Here is a 21,074-nt window from a genome sequence, read left to right as displayed (position 1 = left end):
AGGGTTTCGCTCCCGCTCTGCCCCGTCCCCGCTATGCGGGGGAGCGGACGGACGCCGCCGTCGGCCGTGCCGGCGAGCCGATTTCCTCCACCAGTTCCGCCCGCCGGATTTTGCCGGAGTCGGTCTTCGGCAGGCTGTCGCGGAACTCGATGAATTTCGGCACGAGGTGGCTTTCCAGCCGGCCGCGGCAGTGCTGGCGGATCGCCGCCTCAGACAAAGCGGCACCGTCACGGGCGACGAGAAAGGCCTTGACCGCCAACCCGTCGGCATCGTCGGGAACGCCGATCACGCAGGCCTCCAGCACACCCTCCAGCTCATACAGCGCGTTTTCCACTTCCTTGGGGCTGACCTTCTCGCCACGGCATTTGAAGACGTCGTCCTTGCGGCTGACGAAGTAGAGATGCCCCTCGGCGTCCTGGGTGAACAGGTCGCCGGTGAACAGCAGGGTCTCGCCCTGCGGGCCGCGGCGAAGACGACGGGCGGTCTCCTCCGGCCGGTTCCAATAGCCGCGCATCACATTGGCGCCGCGCACCACCAGCTCGCCGACCTGGCCGGGAGGAAGGCGGCTGCCCTCCTCGTCGGCGACGAAGGCTTCGCAATTGGGGATGGCGCGTCCGACCGAAGCCGGCTTCAGGTCCAGCTCGGCGGGATCGAGCGTGCTGATGCGGGTGCAGCACTCGGTCATGCCGTACATGGAATGGAAGACGGCCTGGGGAAAGCGCTCGCGCAGCCGGTGGAGATGGGCGGCCGGCAGCGGGGCGGCGGCGTTGGTCAGATAGCGGAGGCTGCCGAGATCGGCGGTCTTCGCCGCTTCCAGCCCCAGCAGGGTGGAGAAGACGGTCGGCACGCCGGGCAGGCCGGTGACGCGGTGCTGCACCATGCGCTTCAGCGTTTCCATCGGGAAGGCGAAGGAGCGCTCCAGCACTAGGGTGAAGCCGACGCAGGCGCCGGTCAGCACCTGGGACAGGCCATAGCCGAAGGTCAGCGGCAGGACGCACATCACCACGTCGTCTGGGGTGTTCCCCAGATAGGTGGAGATCGCCCAGCTGGTGTTGACGTAGTTGGCGTGGGTCAGCATCACGCCCTTCGGACGGCCGGTGGTGCCGGACGTGTACATGATGGCCGCCAGATCCTGGTCGATCAGGCCCGGTTCGGCCGGCTGCCGGTGCTGTGCGGCCAGCGCGTCGGCATAGAGCAGGCCTGTGGCACCGTCGGGCAGGCCGGCGCCCACCCACAGCACCGTCGGCTGCGTCTCCACCGTCTCCAGCGCCGGCAGGACCTGCCGGGCCAGGGCGGATGGCGCGATCAGGACCCGGATGCCGGCGTCGGCCAGCAGATAGGTCAGCTTGTCGGCCTTGGTGGATGGGTTGACGGGCACGAACACGCCGCCGACCTTCAGCGTGCCGAACAGGCCGGCGACATATTCGATGGAGTTCTCCAGCATCACCGCGACGCGGTCGCCGCGCGCGATCCCCGCCGACTGGAGCGCACAGGCGACGGCGTCGCTTTCACGGTCCAGCTCGGCAAAGCTGCGGCGGGCATCCCCGGCGATCAGCGCGGTGCGGGAGGGATCCCGCTTGGCCGTCTCGCTGAGGAACTGGTGAACCAGATGGGCCATTGTGATGTCCTTCTTCGCCCGTCTCTCGGTGCCCGTCTCTTGGCCGCTCGCCTTCCCAATCCCGCGGGATCAGGCGGCGTTGCGCAGTTCCTGCTTGCGGCCGACGAAGGCGGCGATGCGGTCCACCGATTCCAGGTTGTCGGCGACCATGTCGTCGTCATCCACGGCGATGCCGAAGCGCTCTTCCAGGAAGGCGACGACGTGCATGATGCCAGTGCTGTCGATGATCCCCGATTCCAACAGGGATTCGCTGTTGTCGAAGCCGGAGTCCTTGCCGAGCAGGAAATTCTCCACGATGAAGGCGCGGATTTCCGGCAGGGCGGGAGCGGTCAGGGTCGTGTCGGTCAGGGTGGCGGTCCGCATGTCTCTGAAAACTCCTGCTGGGTTCGGTCGACTTGGGTTGTCGTAACGGGGGTTGTCGTAACGGGATTCGGTCGGGAGGCCGGTCGGTCTGAACGGGGAGCCGGATGTTCGGCCGGGACGCTGTTGGGGGTAGGTCCGGCTACCCCCTGTCATGTGTCCCGCTGTGTTCCGGCTCCTTGTTCTCGCATCCGTCTGATATGCAATTTTATTGTGATGCTCGCGGTGGTTTGCGAGGGCTCAAAGGATAGGAGTGGATTGAAGTCTGTGGTTAGCCACTCTGTTGTCCCGTAATAGGGCTTGTCGCGGGACGCTTGACGTTCGGCATGCCGCCGGCCCTTACGGTCATACGCCTGCCGACTTGGGTTTTACCATCGAACCTGTCCATTCGGGCGTTGCCCCATTGGCCGAATCGCCGGTGTTCGCGGCCTTGCGCTTGCGCAGCCAGGCCGGGATGCCGGTCAGTTGGACGCTCAGCCATTCCACGGTGGCGTCGTCGGACACCGGGAAGGCTTTCAGCCGCAAGGGATCGCTGGAGGCGTCGTTGAAGCCGGGGTCGATGGTGCGGGCGGTGCGGTAGCCGGCACGCCGGATCTCATCCACCTCGCGGTCGCTGAAATCGCCGTTGGGGAAGGCGAAGTGACGGCAGGACCGGCCCAGCGCCTCCTCCAGCTCGGCACGGCACAGGGCGATCTCGTCGGAACAGCGGTCGTCGTCGCATTGCAGAAGGATCGGATGGGTGCGGGTATGGGCGCCGTAATCGGCGACATCGGTCATCCGCGCGATCTCGTCCCAGGTCATCGCCTGGCGGTCGTCGCCATCCTTGTCGGGATCGTTGCCCGCCTCCGCCAGCAGGCGGCGGCGTTCCGGGTCGGGCACGCGCTTCAGACGCTCCACCCCGATGCCGTCGGCGGCGGCGGTCTTCCACCAGTAGGGGCGGGCGGTGCCGACGATCTGGCTGCACAGGTAGATCGTCGGGCGCAGGTCGAATTCGCGGAACAAAGGCGCCAGCGCCGTGTTGTTCCGGTGCCCGTCGTCGAAGGTGATGACCAGCGGATAGTCCGGCAGCTTGTCCCAGCGGCCGGTCTCCATCGCGGTGGCAACGGCATCGAGCGTAGTGAAGCCGTAATGCTTGGCGTACCAGCGCAGATGCTCGCGCAGCACCTCCGGGGCCGGATCGTGGTAGACGACGATGGTCACCGCGTTCCGCGCCTTCAGGAACCGCTGCATCGCACCGAATCCCGACCAGCGCACCAGATTGGCAATGGCGTTTTTCATGGTGCCCCTTCCTTCATGTCGATGCTCCCGGTTCGGGCCTGGGCCCAGGTCCGTGCCTGGGCTGGGTCAACCTGAACCGGGAGAGGCCTGCCGCTTTTCGGGTCAGCCGGTGGTGCTCTTCGAATGGCCTGCCGGTCCGGCGGCCGGAACCGGTCCGGCGGGAACGGCGGGCGACGCGCTCAGGCTGCCGCGCGCGTTGCGGCGGTAGATCTCCAACAGCCGCTCGCGGAACACGGCGACGTCGAACTGGCGCTCCCACCGCGCGCGGGCACCGGCGCTGAGGTTGCGGCGCAGGGTGCGGTCGTCGATCACCCGCGCCAGCGCATCGGCCAGCGCCGCCACGTCGCCCGGCGGAACGAGCAGTCCGGTCTCCCCATCGGCGATGGCGTCGGGGACGCTGCCGACCGGGGTGGCGACGATGGTCAGTCCCTCCGCCATCGCTTCAAGGACGGACATCGGCAGGCCTTCGAACATCGACGGCTGGACCAGCACATGGGCGCCGGCCAGTTCGCGCCGGCAGCCGGCCTGATCCAGCCAGCCGGTGAAGCGCACGCGGTCGGCGATGCCCAGTTCCGTCGCGAGGCTGCGGTAGGTCTCCAGATCGCCGTCGCCGGCGATGGTGACCTGCCAGTTGCGGTCGCGGCAGGTGGGGGACGCCAGCGCGTTCAGCAGGACGTCGATGCCCTTCAGCTTGATCAGCCGGCCGAGGAACAGCAGGCGGACCGGACCGGCGAAATCCTCTTCCGCATCGTCGCGCACCGGCGGCGATGCCGGACCCGGCACGGCGTTGTGCAGCAGGGTGGTGCGCTGGCGCGCCTCCGGCCCGAAGGCCTCGGCCACCCAGTCGCGCCAGAACTCGCCCAGCACAACGATCTCGCTGGTCATCGCCATCATGCGGCGGATCGCCCAGCGCATCACCGGACCGGCGTCCTTGAACTGCTTGGGGAAGCGCCCGCCATGCAGATGCAGGATCACCGGCACGCCGAAGGTGCGCGCCATGGCGATCAGGATGCCCTTGCGCAGGACACTGCCGTATTCGGCCATATGGATGTGGACGAGATCGGCCTTGCCGGCGGCAAAGCAACCGGCAAGCCGCGCGGTCGCCCGCGCGAAATAGAGGGGCATCAGGTGGAATTTACCGGGGCCGTAGCTGTCGACCACCTCGAACTTCACGTCCGGGCAATTCTGCCGGAAATCGGTCGTGAAGTTGTCGACCACACGGCCCATTCCGCCTTTCTCCTGGGTGCCGCCGGGGGAGACGATATAGATCATGTCCGCTCCTGATCCTTTCCCGGCCCGCCTTTCCTGCGTTGCGCCCCGGCTTTTACCGTGTGACGTCCGTCTTTCGACGGCTGCGGCGGGCTTGTTATGTTTTCGGCCTCTGTTCCTTGCCGGCCCGACGATCAGGCCGTGACAGGTGCGTCGCGGTGCGGCCGATGGGCTGCCGCCCTTTGGAACGCGCCGCAGCCGGAGGCCGGGCGGCGTTCACGTGCAAGTTTACGCGATGCAGCATCCGCACGCTGTGGAGCGACCGAACGGGTTGGCCTGCCGGTATGGTTACCCAACCTGTGCATGTGCATCTCCCTTTCGGCTATGCCCGCATTGATTGTTTTCTAATCCGATCATCGACAGTTGCGTGACCATGGCCTACCGCCTTTTGGATGCGGTGGCGGCCGATCCGGCCAGCTTGTCCAGGTCCCCGGACAGCTCGACGGCGCCGCGGTCCAGCTCCTGGTAGATCGCCAGAAGCGACTTGGCGTAGGCGTCGATGACGAACTGTTTCAGGAACAGGCGGCGGCCGTTTTCCGCGAGCCGGCGATAGAGGTCCCGGTCGTGGCCGACCTCGACGACGGCATCGGCCAGGGCGCCGGGGTCGTTCACCGGGATGATCCGGGCGGTCTCGCCGTCGGTCAGCACCTCCGGGATCGAGCCCACCGGCGTGGTGATGACCGGCAGCTGCGCCGACAGCGCCTCCAGGATCACCATCGGCAGCCCTTCGTGGGTCGAGGGCAGCAGCAGCATGTCGTGCGACCGGATGTGCGCATGCGCCTCCTCCCGGCCGATCCAGCCCAGGAAGCGGCATTCCTCCGCCACCCCCAGTTCGGCCGCCATGGCGCGGTAGCCGTCGACGTCGCCGCCGCCGCCGATGGTCACCCGGAAGGGCTGGCCGCGCTCCTTCAGCAGCGCGCAGGCGCGCAGCAGCGTGCCGATGCCCTTGCGCTCGGACAGGTTGGCGAGCACCAGCAGGGACAGGACGGCGCCCGGCTCCGGCGGTGTCGGCGTGCCGAGGTCGGCGCCGACATCCGGCACGGCGTTGTAGAGCACCCGGATCTTGCGGGGATCGGTGCGGACCGACTGGACCAGGAAGTCGCGCCAGTTGTCGCCCAGCACCACCACCCGGCCGCAGCGGTTGAACAGCCAGCGGCTGATGCCGCGGGCGAACATGCCGCCTTCGAAGAACTCGACGAAGGAGGCGCCGTGCAGGTGGACGACGGTCGGGCAGGACATCAGCCCCGACACCAGCTGGACCGCCGCCTTGCGCAGGAAGCTCGCACGTTCCGACACGTTGATGTGCACGACGGAGGCCCGGCGGCGGGCAAGGATCCAGCCCAGCCGTGCCAGTGTTACGCCGAGATATAAGGGTGACAGCAGAACGCTACCGGTACCGCGGGTGTCGAGGATGATGGAGCGGGTCGTGCCCGACCTGTCGAACTGGTCGACCACATAGCCCGTCATGCGGCCGATGCCACCGCCGCCATCGAGTGCGCCCGGCGTCGCGAACACGACGACGGTCCGGGTGGGCGCATCCGGTTGGCCGGTGGGGGTGCGGATGTCGTTGGTGCTGTCCATAGGCGTCGGGGTCCTTTTCGTGCTCAGGCAGCGTCGGACGCGGAGAACAAGGCCTGCCGCAGGCGGCGGCGCAGGCCGACCGGCATCAGCGAATGCATGGTGAAGGTGGCGAGCGCCATCGGCGTCGGCTGGCCGTCGCGCAGCGCCGAATTCAGGATCCGCCAGCGCGTGCCGGCGGTGCGGGCCGCCTGTTCGCCGCCGGTCGCCTGCAACAGCAGGCTGGCATAGGCGCGCGGCGACAGGTGGTCGCGCATCGACTCGGCCCATTCCAGCGCTTGGTTGATGTTGTGGCAGGTCGACAGGGTGACGCGGTTGTTTTCCTCGGTGTAATGGACGGCCATCACGTCGGGGATGTGGATCAGCGCCACGCCATCGATCCGGCCGCAGGTGATCAGCCATTCCCAGTCGTCGAAGCGGGATTTGGGGACCGGGTTGCGCAGCAGCAGCGCCTTGGGGGCCAGCAGCGTGGTGGTGGGGGCGAAGGTCTCGCCCTTGAACAGGCCGCGGCGGACGAACAGGTAGTCGCCGATGGCGTCGGCCGGGGTGGCGAGACGCCGGGGCCAGGCGAAGGTGCCGCGGGCGGTCACCACCTGGCAGCGGCAGCTGACGATGGGGAAGCGGATGCCGGCCGGGCGGCCCGCCATCTGCAACTCCACCTTCTCCGGCATCCAATGATCGTCGTCGTCCAGGAAGGCGATCCAGTCGCCCCGTGCGGCGCGTACGCCGATGTTGCGGGCCTCCGCGGCACCGTGGTTCGTCTCAAGCTCCATCACGGTCAGCCGCGGATCGGCCAGTGTCGCCAGATGCGAGGCGGTGGCCGGATCCGGCCCGTCGATCACCACGATGACGTCGAGGTCGCGATAGGTCTGGTCGAGAGCGCTGCGTACCGCCCGCATCACCATGTCCGGGCGGTTGCGGGTGGGGATCACGACCGTAACCTGATTGTTGGTCGCCTGTTCGCTGTTTGCCGGGCGGTTGCTGCTTGCCGGCTCGTTCTTCGGGCTCATGGGTCTGCCTTCGGTCGAAGGGAAATGGGAAAGGTCGCAGGGGACCGGGGGCTGGAGCGCCCTGCCGCTAGTGCCGGGACAGGGGGCCGGGATAGGGGCCGGCGTAGGCGGTCTGTCCGGCATAAGCGGGGGACGGGACGCTGGCGGCAGCGTTCCGGCGCAGGCGGTACTCTTCCGCTGTCCGGTCGTTCAGCAGACGCTGCCAGCGGCTCTGCTGGATCAGCCGGACGACGGCGATGGTGGCGATCACCCAGTTCATCGAATGGCGCTCGGCGAACACACTCTCGGACACCGAAACCGCCAGCAGGGCGCAGCCGACGGCGAAGGCCCAGGCGGCCTCGGGCCGGCTGTTGCCGTAGCGGGCGGCGAAGAAGCCCTGGAACAGCATGCGGCCCAGAACCACCACCACCAGCGCGACACCGACGAGGCCGAGGTCGAGCGTCAGTTCCAGCCAGCCGCTGTGCGCCGAGGTGATGCCCCAGTCGCGGGTGAAGCTGGAGCCCGGTCCGTTGAAGCCGGACCAGTAGGCGGCATAGCCGTAGCCTTGCAGCGGCCGCTCGCTGACCGAGTGGACGATGTGCTCCCACAGCACGGTGCGGCCGGTCAGGGTCGGGTCGCGGCCCAGCGCATAGAGCACGTCGTACCAGAAGGTCGCGCCGGCGGTGACCATGATGACCAGCAGGGCCAGCAGCAGCGCCATGGTGGGGGCGAAGTTGCGGATGCTGCCGCGCAGCATGGTGGTCGACAGCAGGGCCACCGACACCAGGACCGAGGTGACGAGGCCGGTGCCGGACCGGCTCATCACGATTAGCAGCATCGCCAGCAGGATCAGCGGCCGGGTGAGCCAGCGGCCCATCTCCTTCTGCCAGTCCAGCCAGACCAGCGCCAGGACCAGCCAGACCATCATGCGGCCGGTCACGTTCTTCTGGAAGAACACGCCCTTCCAGGCGCCGATATGCTGCGCGCTGTCCAGGCCGATGGCCGGCATCGCGAAGATCATGAAGAAGGAGACGAACATCAGGAACGACAGCCCGACCACCAGCAGTCGCATGATCTCCGGAAAGCGGAAGCGCAAAGCGAGCCAGATGCCGAACACCGTCGTGAACATGAAGGCAATCGACCGGCGCAGCGTGATGTCCGGGAACAGCGACCAAAGCGCGGTCAGGAAGGCGAAGGCGATCATCGCCGTCAGCGCCGGGCTGGCGAAGGGGATCTGGAAGGCGATGGCCGGCCGCAGTGCGATGGCGGCCAGCACCAGAACATAAAGACCGCCATAGAGGATGGTGACGCCGGCCGATTCCAGATCGCCCGCGAGCGGGTCGCCGCCGGTCAGCATCAGCGGAAGCACCGAGCCTCCGAAGGCGATGATGCCGATGACGGCGATGCTTTTTTCCAGAAAATCCAGGATTTTCATCGGCTTTCCCTTAGGCTGCCGTACCGTGTTCGGCTGTGCAGCACTGAAGATGCGGATGACACCCCTCATCTCGTAGCCGGGCGGTGGCATTAGACCGAAGGAGGCCGGGCCCGAAAGAGGTAGCCGCTTTCGCGCCACCCCCTCCCTTTGCCGCCCGAAAAAGGGAATGCACCCTGAGGACTCCAACGAAAAAGACCCCCGCGCGGGTGGCGCGGGGGTCCGGCTGGCATCCGGTTCGGGGAGGGGGCCGGTTACGACCCGTCGCCCTTCAGCACCATCACCGCGGTCTTGCAGAGGATGAAGAAGTCGAACAGCAGGCCGCAGTTGCGGACATAGAAGACGTCCATCGCGACACGCTCCTGGAAGGTGGTGCGGTGGCGCCCCGATACCTGCCAGTAACCGGTCAGGCCCGGACGGACGGTGCCGATCACCGCGGCGGAGTCACCCACCTCCGGCAGCTCCTTCGGCATGTAGGCACGCGGGCCGATCAGGCTCATGTCGCCCATCAGGATGTTCCACAGCTGCGGCAGCTCGTCGAGCGAGGTCTTGCGCAGGAAGCGGCCGAGCGGGGTGATGCGCGGGTCGACCGTCAGCTTGTGGTAGGTCATGTACTCTTCGCGGGCGACCGGGTCGTTCGCCAGCAGGTGCTGCAGCTGCTCTTCCGCATCGACATGCATGGAGCGGAACTTCAGCAGGTCGAAGGTCTGCTTGCCGCCGGCCCAGCGCTTCTGGCGGAACATGACCGGGCCGGGGCTGTCCAGCCGGATGGCGACGGCGAGGCCAAGCATCAGCGGCGCCACCAGGACCAGCAGGATCGCCGACAGAACGATGTCCATGGCGCGGCGGATGCGCAGGTAGCCGGTCGGCGGGCGGACACTGACGCGCAGGGCCAGCGAGCCGTGCAGGTTGTGGTAGGTCGCGTCGACGGCGCTGACGTTGCCTTCGCCCAGCACGCAGTAGACCTGGCGGAAGGGCAGGGTGCGGACCAGACCGGTCAAGTCGTTGCCGTGGCGGCCCATGTCGGCGACGATGGCGGCGCTGGCCTGGCCGGCGACGGCGGGCGACTTGGCCAGCAGTTCGACCGGACCCATCACCGGCAGGCCGGCGACGCGGGTCTGCCACAGGCTGTCGTCGTCATCGACGAAGCCGACCGGACGCATGCCGAGCCAGGGCAGGCGCTGCAGCTTCTCGGCGATGGCCGCACCCTGCGGGCCGGCGCCGACGATCATCACCGGCGTCCGCCAGTCCAGCGCGCTGGACAGCAGGCCCTGGATCAGCAGCAGGTCGGCGACATAGGTGACCGCGAAGCCGAGCAGCGCGATCGACAGCGCTTCCACGAAGAAGGAGCGGAAGCCTTCCATCACGATGAACGGCACCGCCAGCACGGCACAGCATAGGAAGGCCGCCTGAAAAGTCCGTCTCGTGCGTTCCATGTAGTCGAAGCGTCCGAGCGTGTAGATGCCGAACACCGACTTCACCAGAGGCACCAGCATCAGGCCGGTCACCAGCGACCGCTGCCAGGCGGCGGCTTCCATCGGCTCGGTCAGCGCATCGGCACCGAGGAAATGGTTGAGCGTCCACCCCACCAGGGCGAGGACCAATCCATCCGAGAGTGCAAGCAGCAGCCCGGGGGCGATCGTGGGGATCGTCGCCTTTTTCGCCGAGGTCAGATCGATGACCACTTCTGGGTCCAGTTTGCTCATCGCAGGTCCCGTGGTTGAAGGAAATGCCAGCCACCGCACGGCCATTCGTGCGGATGGTCGCTCGTCATCAGCGTCTCTTGGGATTCGGCCGGTCTTTACTTTGCTGCACCCCCGCGTAGGCAGAGGCGCATTTATGTAAAGAACACTCTTTCATGATTTTGGTGGGCCGATCCGCTGTTCGTTGAGGACGAATTAGGATGAGGAAGCCCGGCCAGCAACAGAGCATACGGACGTTGATTTCGCGTCCGCGATACCACCGGTGTTTCGAAGGGTGCGGGGGTCCGAATATTATTGGGGATACTTTCGGATGCCGTCCCCAGCGGGTATAGCGTTTCGGGTTAACGGCAAGGTGGTGTCGCACCCCCGGCGGCACCTGCGATCCCCGCAATTTTTAGGTATATGCCGCCAAAACCTCCCCCGACCGGACGAAAAGCGGCGGCGCGAACGGGGATGATCTCCGAACTTGCGGGGTGGGTCCGCCACCCGGATCGACCGAAGGGAACCCTCCGGCAATTCCGAGCGGGGGCGTGGCGCGAACGCACCCTTGCCTGTTGCGGGGCGCAAGAGGCAGCGTGCGAACTCGCCGGAAAGCATACTCGGAACGTCCAGGATGTCTGACCGAAGCCGTGCTGACTAGCACCGAAGAGTGTTCCGGTCGCTTCAAGGCCGAATTGACGCTGTCCCGACCTCCGCCAAGATTTGGCGCGTTCTTTTTCCTTATCTGCGCCCGTGCGGCACGCCCTTCGGAAACGGTCCATGCGACATGGACCCATGCGACAGGGCGGACGCGATGCTCTCCCCAGCAGGCGAGACCGGAAGAAGAAGCGGATTACAGGGGGCGAAGGAAACCGGATGGCTGTCGAAGCTGGTACGATCATCAAACATGGCTGGATGTTCATGGTGGCGAACGTGGTCAACCGCGCTGCGGGACTGCTTCTGCTGCCGCTCTATGCGAAGGTCCTGTCTCCGGCGGAGTTCGGCGTCTATGCCCTGATCAGCGTCGTCGGCGACATCGTTGCGGTCATGCTGATGATCGGCATGATCAACGCCTTCACCGTCGTCTATTTCGAACATCCCGACGATCGCAGCCGGTCCCGCGTGGTCAGCACCACGATGATCGGTCTGTGGGGCGCCTCGCTGGCGCTGCTGGCGGTGGCCCTGCCGGCTGGCTGGGGCGCCAGCGATCTGCTGTTCGGCGGCACCGACCAGGGGCCGATCATCGCCTTCGCCTTCGCCGGCATCGCCTTTAGCGCCGTGTTCGAACTGGCGCTCGCCTATTACCGGGTCCACAAACGGTCAGGCACCTGCCTGCTGATCTCGGTCGGCAAGGCGGTGGGGCTGATCGGCCTCAACCTCAGCTTCCTCCTGGTGATGGATCTGGGTGTGACCGGCATCTTCCTGGCCAACGCCATAACCTTCGTCGGGCTGGGCATCGCGCTGACGGTGGCGATCCTGGCGGCGAACGGCGTTGGCTTCTCCTTCGGCATCCTGAAGCGGGTGACGGTGCTGGGCCTGCCCTTCATGCCGCAGACCATGCTGGACATGGGCAACCAGTTCGCCATGCGCTATCTGGTCAATCTGCTGATGGGCGTCGCGGCGGTCGGTGTGCTGTCCTTCGGGCTGCGGCTCGCCACCATGCTCTACATGTTCCTGACCGCCTCCTTCCTGCAGATCTGGTCGGTCAGCCGGATCGAGGCGCAGGACAGCACCGCCGGGCGCGACCAGTCGGAATTCGTCTTCTACCTGTTCGTCGTGCTGCTGTCGGCGGCGGCGCTCGGCATGGCGCTGACCGCGCCGGAGGTGCTGTGGCTGATCGCGTCCGCCGAGTACGAGACGGTTCTGCCCTGCATGCCGCTGCTGGTGCTGGCCTATGTCGTCCACGGCGTGCGCATGCATGCCGAGGTCGGGCTGGTGAAGACCAAGAAGGTCGGCGTGCTGCCGGCGATCTCGCTGGGCGGGTTGGCCGTCGGCACGCTGGTCATGGCGGTGACGCTGGGGCCGCTCGGCCTGATGGGCGGCGCCATCGGCGTGCTGGTGCGCGAGCTGGTGATGCTGGGCGCCACGGAGGCGATGTGCCGCCGTCTCAGCCCGAACGAGCCGCCGCTCAGCGCGCTGCGGGTGACGGGCATCCTGGCGCCGGCCGCCATCGCCTATCTGGCCGGCCTCGCCCTGTTCGGGTTCGAGGTGAACCCGACCTTCGCCGCCGCCAAGGTCGGGCTGACCATGCTGTTCGCCGTCGCCGCCCTGTTCGGGCCGAGCTTCGGCAAGGCCGACCGCGCCATGCTGTTCCGCATGACGGCCCGATTTCGTCGCCGGCCCCAGACGGCCTGAGAGTCGGCCCGAGAGCCGCTCTGACGGCCAGCCCGACAGCCGGCGTGACAATGCTTGATCGGAGAGGATGACACCGCGATGCAGGACGCTCCGCACTACACATTTCGGCAGACGGTTGCGGCGGACGCCACCCGCTACGGCGGGGGCTCCGGCCTCGGGGCGGTGCTGAAGCTGCTGGCGGGCAACCGCATGTTCCGGGTGACCTTCACCCTGCGCAGCTGTCAGGCGCTGAACCGGATGGGCGGGCCGCTGGGGAAGCTGTTGCGCAAGCCGCTGCTCGCCGCCTGCCGGCTGCTGCACCGTTGGACCCAGCATTCCGCCGCCATGGACCTCCCGTGGGAAACCCAGGTCGGACCGGGACTGCGCATCCTGCACGGCTGGGGACTGGTGGTGAACGCCAGTGCCCGGATCGGCGCCAACGTCACCCTGTTCCACGGCGTCACGCTGGGCCAGAAGGACGATCTGCTCCCCACCGGCCGCGTCACCCATTACCCGGAGCTGGGTGACGGCGTCTGGGTCGGGCCGCATGCGGTGGTGATCGGCGTCAGCATCGGCGACGAATGCATCGTCGCCGCCTCTTCCGTCGTCACCAAGCCGATGCCACGCCGCAGCGTCGTCGCCGGCAATCCCGGCAAGGCGGTAGCCGAGGTCACCATCCCCGACATCCCGCATCCGGCGCCGGTCGGCGGCGTGTCGGCCATGATGCCCGGCAACGCCACCTCGCCGGTGCCGGGCTGATCCCGTCAGGTCCATCCCCGGAAATGGAAAAAGGGTCCGGCAGCGTTGCTGTCGGACCCTTTTCCTTCAGGCACTCACCCGGCCGGACGAACCGAACAGGTCAGGCGGCATGCGCCAGGCTGGTGTCGGTCGTGTGCAGGTCGTGATAGGTGTCGAAGGTGACGCCGAACACGTCATGGCTGACAAGCTGCTGCGTCGTCGCCAGCTCGGCGGCGGTCGCGGTGGGCGTGTCGTTGGCGGCGCTCATCGTGTGGGCCAGCAGGTCGGCCGAGCTGAGCGACGCGGCGGCGGCCTTGGCGGCCGAGGCGTCGACGATCGTGCCGGTGCCGGTGGCGTCGGCGATGGTCGCGGCGGTGGCGTTGGAGATCTTCAGGCCGAAGGTCTCGTTGCCTTCCGTCACGCTGTCGCTCAGCACCTTGACCGTCACGGTCTTGGTGGTCTCGCCGGCGGCGAAGGTCAGCTTGCCGCTGGTGGCGGTGTAGTCGGAGCCGGCCTTGGCGGTGCCGTCCACCGTGGAGTAATCCACCGTGACCGGGGTGCCGGAAGCGGACGACAGCTTGACCGTGAAGGTGGCGTTGGCGGTGTTGGCGGTGGTGGTCGGGGTATCGAACACCGCACCTTCCATGGCGCCCTTCACGATGGCGGCCTTGGTCGGGTTGATGGTCTTGTAGTCGTCCATCAGGATGCCGCCGACGTCGCCCGATTCCGGCGTCCAGGCCCAGAAGGTCCAGCTCATCCCCTTGTCGCCGGCTGCAATGTCGCTCTTGCCGTCCAGGTTCCAGTCGCCGTTCAGATACTTGGCCATGGTCTTGGCCCAGGTCTGCTCGGCCGAGCTGGTGAACTGGCCGCCCCATTCACCCAGCATGATCGGCGCGGTGTCGTTCTTGTACAGGTACCCCCACATCTTGTCGTACTGGGCCGGCAGGTTGTTGGGGTAGTTCGGGTCGTTCAGCCAGCTGAACTGCCCGACGCTCTGGCCGTAGGCATGCGGCGAATAGACCAGCTTGTTGGGGGTGTCGAAGTGAATCGGCCGCGCCTGCGCACCGGCCAGCGTGCTGCTCCATTCGGTGCCTTCGACGAACAGCAGCCAGTCCTTGTTCACCGTCTGGATGGCGTTGCCGATGCGCTCGGCAGCCGACGCCCAGTCGGTGGCGGCGCTGCCGCCCCAGGTGGCGCTGACGCTCGGCTCATTGTGCAGGTCGGCGCCGATGACCGTCTCGTTCCCGGCGTAATGCTGGGCCAGCATCTTCCAGTTGTTGATGACCGTCGATTCCGGGTGCTTGTCGGTGTACCACAGCCCGTGCTCGTTGGTGCCGGCACCGCCGTCGTTGCGGTGGTGGTCGAGGATCACCTTCATGCCGAGCTTGCCGGCATAGTCGATGACCTTGTCATAGACCTGCAGGCGGGTCAGACCGGCCAGATCCGGGTTCTTCGAATAGTCGATGCCGTTGGTCACCGCGGTGCTGTCGAACATCTCGTCCGACATAGTCATGCGGATGGTGTTGAAGCCGACCGACTTCATCTTCTCCAGGTGGCCCTGGTAGCTGTCGGCCCACAGGCCGGCGGGCACGTAGTTGTAGCCCTCGCCACCGAACCAGTTCACGCCGGTCAGGCGGACGGTGTTGCCGGCCTCGTCGACGATCTGGTTGCCCTGGGTGTGCAGGAAGCCCTGGATGCCGCCGGCGGTCTTGGTGCCGGTCGGCTCGGTCACCGTCACGTCGCTGACCGACAGGCTCGGCTGGGTCGGCGTGGTGGGGTTGTTCGGGGTGGTCGGAGTGGTGGTGGTGCCGGCGAACCAGGACTTGTCGGCCTTCACCTCCATGGTGCCGTTCCACCACATGGCCTGCTGCCCGGCGACGACGTCCTTGCCGTCGAGGGCACCCTTGTCGATCGACACGATGCTGTCGGTCGGGTTCACGGCGTGGCCGCCGATGGTGATCTTGTTGACGTAGAGGTTGCGGTCGACACCGTTGACCACAGCGTCGTTGTCGTACTGGATCTGGACCTTGTGGGCGGCATCGGCGCTGACATCAGCGTTGAAGGTGAAGTCCTTGGCGGCGGTGCCGGCCGTGCCTTCACCGATCATCTTGCCGTCGACCAGAACCTTGAAGTGGGCGTTCACGCCGCCGGCCGCATTGCCGTAGGCATTCACGACAATAGGCGTGCCGCCGGTGGTCGGGGTCGTCGGCGTGGTCGGCGTCGTGGGGGTGGTCGGAGTGGTCGGGGTCCCGGTGGAGCCGGCGAACATGTCCTTGGACATGTTGAAATCGAGCGAGCCGCTCCAGGACAGCATTTCGCGGCCGGACAGCGTGCCCTGACCTTCAGCGGCGTAGGAGACCGTCGAGCTGTTGGAAGCGATGGTCTTGCCGTTGACTTCGATCGACTTGACGATCAGGTCGCGGTACATGCCGGCCTTGTCGGTCGACAGCCAGTCGTTGTCATAAACGATCTGGACCTTGTGCGCGGCGTCGGGAGCCACCTTGGTGGTGAAGCTGTACCGGCCGGCGCTGGTGGAATTGACCGTCGCCTGGCCGACGGCGACGCCATCGACGAGGAACTTGAAATGCGGCCAGACTCCTCCGGCAGTCACACCCGAGGCATTGACGACGAAGGTCGTATCGACGGGGCTCGTTGCCATTGGAAGTATCCTCTTTTCCGTGAATTTCGCTGAAACCCAATCTGGCCGGAAAAGGTTAACGAGGTATTTCAAATTTTAGCGAAATGCGGCTCTAATGCCACTATCACTTGTGAAAAGAAAGAGACACGAAAAACCCCTTTGTCGATGCATTGCAGCAACAAAGGGGTTCGGTATGTCAGTAAGTCTTTGATTTAGCGCTTTTTTGCAGCGCTCAAACGGGTATCACTTGGGCTTATGGGCCACCACGAAAACCTCAGGCCGGAACAGATAGAGCTGACCAACCCTTCCGAGCTTGCGATTAAGGGTTAACGGTAGCCGTCCCAAAAATGCCTCAACCAGCTTGGCATAGCCCAGATAGGCGCGGCTGGCGAAATGCAGGTTCATCCGGCGGCGCACCGCCATCGGCAGGATGTAGACGGCTTCGACGCGGCCGAAGCCGGCCTGACGCAGCATCGCTTCCGTCTCGCCCCAGCCATATTCGCGCAGATGCATGCAGATCGGCTCGTTCAGGCCGAACACCTCCGACAGGTCGGCCGGACCGGCGTATTTGTGCGGCATGCTCAGGATGTACTTGCCGCCCGGCTTCAGGATGGTGCGGACATTCTCCATGTGGGTGAGAACGTCTTCCGGATGCATGTGCTCCACGACATGGGTGGAGATCACGCTGTCATAGCGGTCGGGCGCCTCGAAACGGGAGAGGTGGATGCCGTCGCTGTTCTTCCAGGTGACGTTGGAATCCTGCTCGATCCAGGTCGCACCGCGCTCGCGCGTCACCTCGGTGGCGACGCAGCGATAGCCGTGGCGGGCGAGGTAGCGCAGAAGCCGGGCCTTGCCCGATCCCACCTCGTAGACGTCCTGCGGCCCGCCCAGCAGCGTCAGGAAATGGCGGAAGTCGAGGTCGTCGTTGCGGGTGTGCGCATCGTCCTCCGCCTCGTTCAGCCAGGGACAGCTGGTGTAGAGCGTCGTATAGGCCTGCTCGAACACGTCCCAGCGCTCGTCCGGCTTGCTGTCCAGCAGCTCGCGGGCAAGCCGCCGCTCCAGGTCCCAGTGGCGCTGCACCATCTCCGCCGTCAGCGGGTAGGTCGGCGAGAGGTGGAACTTCCGCCGGTAGCGCTCGACGAGCGCATCGTCCGCCGTGCGATCGGCGGGCAGGCGATCCATCGGCAATGTGTCGGCTGTGTTCTGCACGATCGACCTCTCCATCAGATGGGTACAGGACGCATTGAGGGACTCTAAACGGGTGCGGCACCGGACGCGCGCGCGCGAACGAGAAAGTGCGCGGGCCTATCGCAGGGGGTGGATGGCACCAACGGCTTACCCCCGCGGTACGTCATCCGGGGCACTGTCAGCCCGACCGCGCCTTGCCGGTGCGTGCCTTCTCCCGCAGCGTCTCCACCACCGCCGTGTAGAGCGGCAGGGGCCGGGACGCCTCGTCATAGGGGGAGGGGTGGGCCCCCAGATCCGGATGCTCCCGCGCGATGAAATTCAGGTCGGAGCGCAGGTGCCACCAGCACAGCTCCTCCACCCGCGCATTGTCCAGCATGTCGGCCAGATACTGCCGGGCCAGCTGGGCCATCGCCCGGTCCTTCTCCGCCCGCGACCAGGAGCGGGGCAGGCGGGTCTCGTCCACGTCCATCTCCGTCAGATGGACGGACAGGCCCAGCTTGTCGACCGCGCGCAGGAATTTGCGCATGCCGGCGCTGTCATAGGGCTTGCCGCCGATCAGGTGGCTTTGCAGCCCGATGCCATGGATCGGCACGCCGCGCTTCACCGCCCCGGTCAGCCAATCGAGCAGATAGGCACGCTTGCGCTGCTGCCAGCCCTCGTCGATCTCGATGCCGAACTCGTTCAGCACCAGCTTCGCCTTGGGGAACGCCTTGTGCACATGGTGGAAGAAGGGATCGAGCCACTCCGGCCCCTTCTCCGCCCCGCCGGCCGCCACCCACCACATGCCGCGGCGGAAGCCGTAGCGGTCCTGTTCCTTCGGGTGGCTCTCCACTGTCTCCCAGAAGAAGACCTCGTTGGCCACGTCGATGCGGTAGAAGACGTCACCGTAGCGCTGCCGCACCGCCTCGACCACGCCGGTGAAGCGCGGCCAGACGTTTTCTGCGCTCAAGCTGCCGTCCGGCGAGAAATAGGCGCTTTCCGAGATGCCCAGCTCCGCTTGCCGGCCTGCGGGAAGCTTCATGTAGGGCGGCATGCCCATATGCTGCCAGATGATCGTGTGCCAGTTCGGCGTGGCGCCGATGCTGCGCGCCAGTTCGACCGCGGCGTCGAAGCGGCGCCAGTCGTAATTGCCCTCGGTGTGCTGGAAGACGCCCCATTTGCCGCCATTCTCCGGGGTGACGACGTCGCATTCGCGCGCCATCAGCCGGTCGAGCATCGGGTCTTCCGGATCGATGAAATGGTCGCGGGCGGCACCATGGCGGATGCCCAGCGCCCGGCAGGCGTCGCGCAGGGTCACCGCCGGCTCCGCCGCCTGCGGCTGGGTGGCGGCGGCTTCCGCCGTCGTCGGACCGCTGGCACCGCGGCAGCTCGCCAGCACCGCACCGGCGGCGGCGGTCCACAGCAGGTCGCGCCGGCTGGGGCGCCAAGGGGTCGGGTGCCATTTCGGGAAACCGGGCTTCGGACGTTCGGTCATGCGGAGGGGCTCTCTCTTCCTGTCGCGGGGGCCGGTCGAAGCGGCCAGCGGCCGGTTCCGGTCATGGAGAGGCCCCTCCCTCCGGGCGCCGCAGCGTCCGGAAGGAAAGGGCCTCTGGGTCGAAGGAGCTTCAGGTCACTCCGGATTCCCGCGTTACGGGGCGGTCCGCAGCGTGGTGTCGCCGTAGTATTTCCGGGTCGCCATGTAGCTGTTGTACGGACCCTGGTAACCGCGCGACGCCGCCTTCTTCAGGTTCACGTCGGTCATCACCGCGACGAACTTGCTGTGGTCGATCGGACCCAGGTCGGCGACCGCCTGCAGGTCGCTGGCGGTGGTGTGGCCCCAGCGGCTGACGAACAGCACCTTGGAGGCGGCGCCGCAGACGATGCGGGCATCCGACACGGCCAGTGCCGGGGCGGTGTCGAACACCACCAGATCGAAGTGCGGCGACAGGCCGGCCATCAGGTGGATCAGGCCGTCGACGTTGAAGCGGTCCAGCGTCTCCGGCATCAGGCGGCCGGCGGGGATCATCGCATAGGGCGCGTCCTCGCTGGTGTGGACGATCTCATCCAGGGTGGCGGTGCCGGAAACCCAGTCCGACAGGCCCTTCTTGGCCGACAGGTTGAACAGGCCGTCGATGCGCGACCGGCGGAAGTCGGTGTCGACCACCACCACGCGGCGGCCGGCCTGGGCGGCGACCTGGGCGACGGCGAGGCTCATCGAGGTCTTGCCGTCCTGCGGGCGGGCCGAGGTGACGGCGATGGAGCCGACCGGACCCAGATCCGACAGGTGGTTGCGGAACAGGGCGCGCATCGATTCCGAGAACAGCGAGAACGGATGGTTCTGGAAGATCTGGTCGAGGCGGCCGCGGGTGCCGCGGGTGGAGTGGTGCGGGACGATGTGGACCGTGCCCACGCCCAGGATGCGGCGGACGGCTTCCGGGGTGCGGATGCGGCGCTGGAACAGCTCGATGCCGAAGACGATGAAGATGGCGACGGCGAGCGAGGCGACGAAGCCGGCCAGCAGCATCAGGATGCGGAACGGACCCGACGGCTCATGCGGAACCTGCGGCGCCGAGACCAGCTTGACGGCGGTCGGGAAGGCGCGGTTGTCCTGCTGGGCCTGCACCTCTTCCAGACGGCCGAGCAGGCTGTCCAGCAGCTGGCGCTTGGCCTGGGCCTCGGCCTCCAGCGTGCGCAGCGGCACCGCTTCCTCGGTCATCGTCTGATAGCCGGATTCCAGCTTGGCGATCATCGCCTTCAGGGCGTTTTCCTGCTCGATGGCGACGTTGGCCGCCTCGCGGACGCCGCCGATCTCGTGGCGGACCTCCTGCTGCAGCGAGGAGTTCGCTTCGTTCAGGCGGGCCTGGAGTTCCTGGATGCGCGGGTGCTTCGGACCGTACTGGCGCGACAGCTGGGCCAGCTCGGTGGAGATCGAGGCGACGGTGGCGCGCAGCTGGGCGACGACGGGCGAGGCGAGGCTGCCACCGTTGCCGCCTGCGCGTTCCAGCGTCTGGGCCTGGGCGACGGCGCGGGCACGGGTGGCGGCTGCTTCGGCCAGACGCAGGCGGGCCTGCTCAAGCTCGGTGGTGGCCATCAGGCCGTTGGTGCCGTTCTTGACCAGACCGGCCTTGAAGCGGACGGCGTCGACCTTGGTGTCGGCGGCGGCGACTTCCTTGCGCAGGGTGGCGATGCGGTCTTCCAGCCAGGCGACGGCGCTGGTGGACAGGTCGCGGTCCATCTGCTGGCGGGTTTCCATGTAGCGGCGGACGACGGTGTCGACCACCTTCTGGGCGATCTCGGGGTCGCCGGCGGTGTAGCGGACCTGGATCACGCGCGACCGGCCGACGACGCCGACTTCGAGGTTGCGGCGGACGCGGTCGAGCACGCCGTCGATGCTGTCGGCGGCACGGGTCTCGCGCAGGTGGGTGTCCTTGGTCATGTTGTCGCCATGGGCCAGAACGGCCTGAACGACGCCCGGCAGTTCCGGACCGAACACGGCATGGGCCTGCTCGCGCGTCCAGGCGGTGGCACGCTCGACGAAGGGCTTCGTCTCGTCGGCCTGGACCGGCGGGTTGTATTCCTGGTTGGTCGCCAGCTTCAGGTCGGTGACGGCCTGGGACAGCACGGCGGTCGACTTCAGGATTTCGATCTCGCTGAGGATCGCGCCGTCTTCCGGCGTGATCGAGTTCAGCGCCTGGTCTTCCGCGCGGACGACGCGGACCTGCCGGTTGTCGACCAGCAGAAGGGCTTCGGACGTGTACTTGTCCTTCATCAGCGAGACGGCGAAGGCCGACAGGGCGGTCAGCGCCAGCACGATGAGGATGATCAGCGTCTTGTGCGCCGCCAGCACCCGCAGGATGAAGCGGAAGTCGGGGCCCATCGCCGGAGCGGGGCCGTCGAACTCACGCGGCACATGGTGGCCGACCTGCGTGGGCCACGCCGGAGCCGGCGGGCCGCCGTGGCCTCCGTTGTTGATCTGGGGAAGGTTTTCCAC

Annotated in this window: 14 protein-coding genes; 2 read left to right on the top strand and 12 right to left on the bottom strand. The window is 66.9% G+C overall.

What is annotated here, in order from left to right; genetic code table 11:
* Positions 1-31: 31 nt before the first annotated feature.
* The 8 genes from ABNQ39_RS19775 to ABNQ39_RS19740 form a co-directional block, all read right to left on the bottom strand.
* Complete coding sequence (locus ABNQ39_RS19775) at positions 32-1,618, bottom strand: class I adenylate-forming enzyme family protein (RefSeq protein ID WP_376959957.1); 1,587 nt, start codon at positions 1,616-1,618, stop codon at positions 32-34.
* A 69-nt stretch (positions 1,619-1,687) separates the two neighbouring features.
* On the bottom strand, positions 1,688-1,981 hold the full coding sequence (locus tag ABNQ39_RS19770; RefSeq protein ID WP_098737743.1) for a phosphopantetheine-binding protein: 294 nt from the start codon (positions 1,979-1,981) through the stop codon (positions 1,688-1,690).
* A 342-nt stretch (positions 1,982-2,323) separates the two neighbouring features.
* On the bottom strand, positions 2,324-3,256 hold the full coding sequence (locus tag ABNQ39_RS19765) for a polysaccharide deacetylase family protein (protein WP_376959956.1): 933 nt from the start codon (positions 3,254-3,256) through the stop codon (positions 2,324-2,326).
* A gap of 102 nt (positions 3,257-3,358) precedes the next feature.
* Complete coding sequence (locus ABNQ39_RS19760) at positions 3,359-4,528, bottom strand: glycosyltransferase family 4 protein (RefSeq protein ID WP_376959955.1); 1,170 nt, start codon at positions 4,526-4,528, stop codon at positions 3,359-3,361.
* Between the two features lie 375 nt (positions 4,529-4,903).
* Positions 4,904-6,106: a glycosyltransferase family 4 protein gene (locus ABNQ39_RS19755; RefSeq protein ID WP_376959954.1), complete on the bottom strand. Its 1,203-nt coding sequence runs from the start codon at positions 6,104-6,106 to the stop codon at positions 4,904-4,906.
* A gap of 23 nt (positions 6,107-6,129) precedes the next feature.
* Positions 6,130-7,113, bottom strand: a complete 984-nt coding sequence (locus tag ABNQ39_RS19750) for a glycosyltransferase family 2 protein (protein WP_109050495.1) — start codon at positions 7,111-7,113, stop codon at positions 6,130-6,132.
* 67 nt (positions 7,114-7,180) lie between these two features.
* Positions 7,181-8,527 carry an O-antigen ligase family protein gene (locus ABNQ39_RS19745; protein ID WP_376959953.1) on the bottom strand — a complete coding sequence of 449 codons (1,347 nt, stop codon included), beginning with the start codon at positions 8,525-8,527 and terminating at the stop codon, positions 7,181-7,183.
* A gap of 251 nt (positions 8,528-8,778) precedes the next feature.
* Positions 8,779-10,230: an exopolysaccharide biosynthesis polyprenyl glycosylphosphotransferase gene (locus ABNQ39_RS19740; protein WP_098737738.1), complete on the bottom strand. Its 1,452-nt coding sequence runs from the start codon at positions 10,228-10,230 to the stop codon at positions 8,779-8,781.
* A gap of 852 nt (positions 10,231-11,082) precedes the next feature.
* Between ABNQ39_RS19740 and ABNQ39_RS19735 the strand changes: the two genes are divergently transcribed.
* Positions 11,083-12,561 carry a lipopolysaccharide biosynthesis protein gene (locus ABNQ39_RS19735; RefSeq protein ID WP_376959952.1) on the top strand — a complete coding sequence of 493 codons (1,479 nt, stop codon included), beginning with the start codon at positions 11,083-11,085 and terminating at the stop codon, positions 12,559-12,561.
* Positions 12,562-12,639: 78 nt separating this feature from the next.
* Positions 12,640-13,299 (top strand): serine acetyltransferase, encoded by a 660-nt coding sequence (locus ABNQ39_RS19730; protein WP_376959951.1) that lies wholly within the window; start codon positions 12,640-12,642, stop codon positions 13,297-13,299.
* 100 nt (positions 13,300-13,399) lie between these two features.
* Here ABNQ39_RS19730 and ABNQ39_RS19725 read toward each other — a convergent pair whose 3' ends face one another.
* The 4 genes from ABNQ39_RS19725 to ABNQ39_RS19710 form a co-directional block, all read right to left on the bottom strand.
* On the bottom strand, positions 13,400-15,937 hold the full coding sequence (locus tag ABNQ39_RS19725; RefSeq protein ID WP_376959950.1) for a cellulase family glycosylhydrolase: 2,538 nt from the start codon (positions 15,935-15,937) through the stop codon (positions 13,400-13,402).
* Between the two features lie 222 nt (positions 15,938-16,159).
* Positions 16,160-17,125, bottom strand: a complete 966-nt coding sequence (locus tag ABNQ39_RS19720) for a class I SAM-dependent methyltransferase (protein ID WP_376959949.1) — start codon at positions 17,123-17,125, stop codon at positions 16,160-16,162.
* A 157-nt stretch (positions 17,126-17,282) separates the two neighbouring features.
* The gene (locus tag ABNQ39_RS19715) at positions 17,283-18,578 is read right to left on the bottom strand and encodes an endo-1,4-beta-xylanase (protein ID WP_376959948.1); all 1,296 of its coding nucleotides are present in this window, start codon (positions 18,576-18,578) and stop codon (positions 17,283-17,285) included.
* 153 nt (positions 18,579-18,731) lie between these two features.
* Positions 18,732-21,074, bottom strand: a complete 2,343-nt coding sequence (locus tag ABNQ39_RS19710) for a GumC family protein (protein ID WP_376959947.1) — start codon at positions 21,072-21,074, stop codon at positions 18,732-18,734.

Source organism: Azospirillum sp. A26, assembly GCF_042604635.1.
Classification (GTDB): domain Bacteria; phylum Pseudomonadota; class Alphaproteobacteria; order Azospirillales; family Azospirillaceae; genus Azospirillum; species Azospirillum palustre.
This window is presented reverse-complemented; position numbering and strand designations above follow the sequence as displayed.

Excerpts from the sequence above, each read along its gene's own strand:
- ABNQ39_RS19775 (WP_376959957.1), bottom strand. The coding sequence starts at position 1,618 with ATGGCCCATCTGGTTCACCAGTTCCTCAGCGAGACGGCCAAGCGGGAT.
- ABNQ39_RS19770 (WP_098737743.1), bottom strand. The coding sequence starts at position 1,981 with ATGCGGACCGCCACCCTGACCGACACGACCCTGACCGCTCCCGCCCTG.
- ABNQ39_RS19765 (WP_376959956.1), bottom strand. The coding sequence starts at position 3,256 with ATGAAAAACGCCATTGCCAATCTGGTGCGCTGGTCGGGATTCGGTGCG.
- ABNQ39_RS19760 (WP_376959955.1), bottom strand. The coding sequence starts at position 4,528 with ATGATCTATATCGTCTCCCCCGGCGGCACCCAGGAGAAAGGCGGAATG.
- ABNQ39_RS19755 (WP_376959954.1), bottom strand. The coding sequence starts at position 6,106 with ATGGACAGCACCAACGACATCCGCACCCCCACCGGCCAACCGGATGCG.
- ABNQ39_RS19750 (WP_109050495.1), bottom strand. The coding sequence starts at position 7,113 with ATGAGCCCGAAGAACGAGCCGGCAAGCAGCAACCGCCCGGCAAACAGC.
- ABNQ39_RS19745 (WP_376959953.1), bottom strand. The coding sequence starts at position 8,527 with ATGAAAATCCTGGATTTTCTGGAAAAAAGCATCGCCGTCATCGGCATC.
- ABNQ39_RS19740 (WP_098737738.1), bottom strand. The coding sequence starts at position 10,230 with ATGAGCAAACTGGACCCAGAAGTGGTCATCGATCTGACCTCGGCGAAA.
- ABNQ39_RS19735 (WP_376959952.1), top strand. The coding sequence starts at position 11,083 with ATGGCTGTCGAAGCTGGTACGATCATCAAACATGGCTGGATGTTCATG.
- ABNQ39_RS19730 (WP_376959951.1), top strand. The coding sequence starts at position 12,640 with ATGCAGGACGCTCCGCACTACACATTTCGGCAGACGGTTGCGGCGGAC.
- ABNQ39_RS19725 (WP_376959950.1), bottom strand. The coding sequence starts at position 15,937 with ATGGCAACGAGCCCCGTCGATACGACCTTCGTCGTCAATGCCTCGGGT.
- ABNQ39_RS19715 (WP_376959948.1), bottom strand. The coding sequence starts at position 18,578 with ATGACCGAACGTCCGAAGCCCGGTTTCCCGAAATGGCACCCGACCCCT.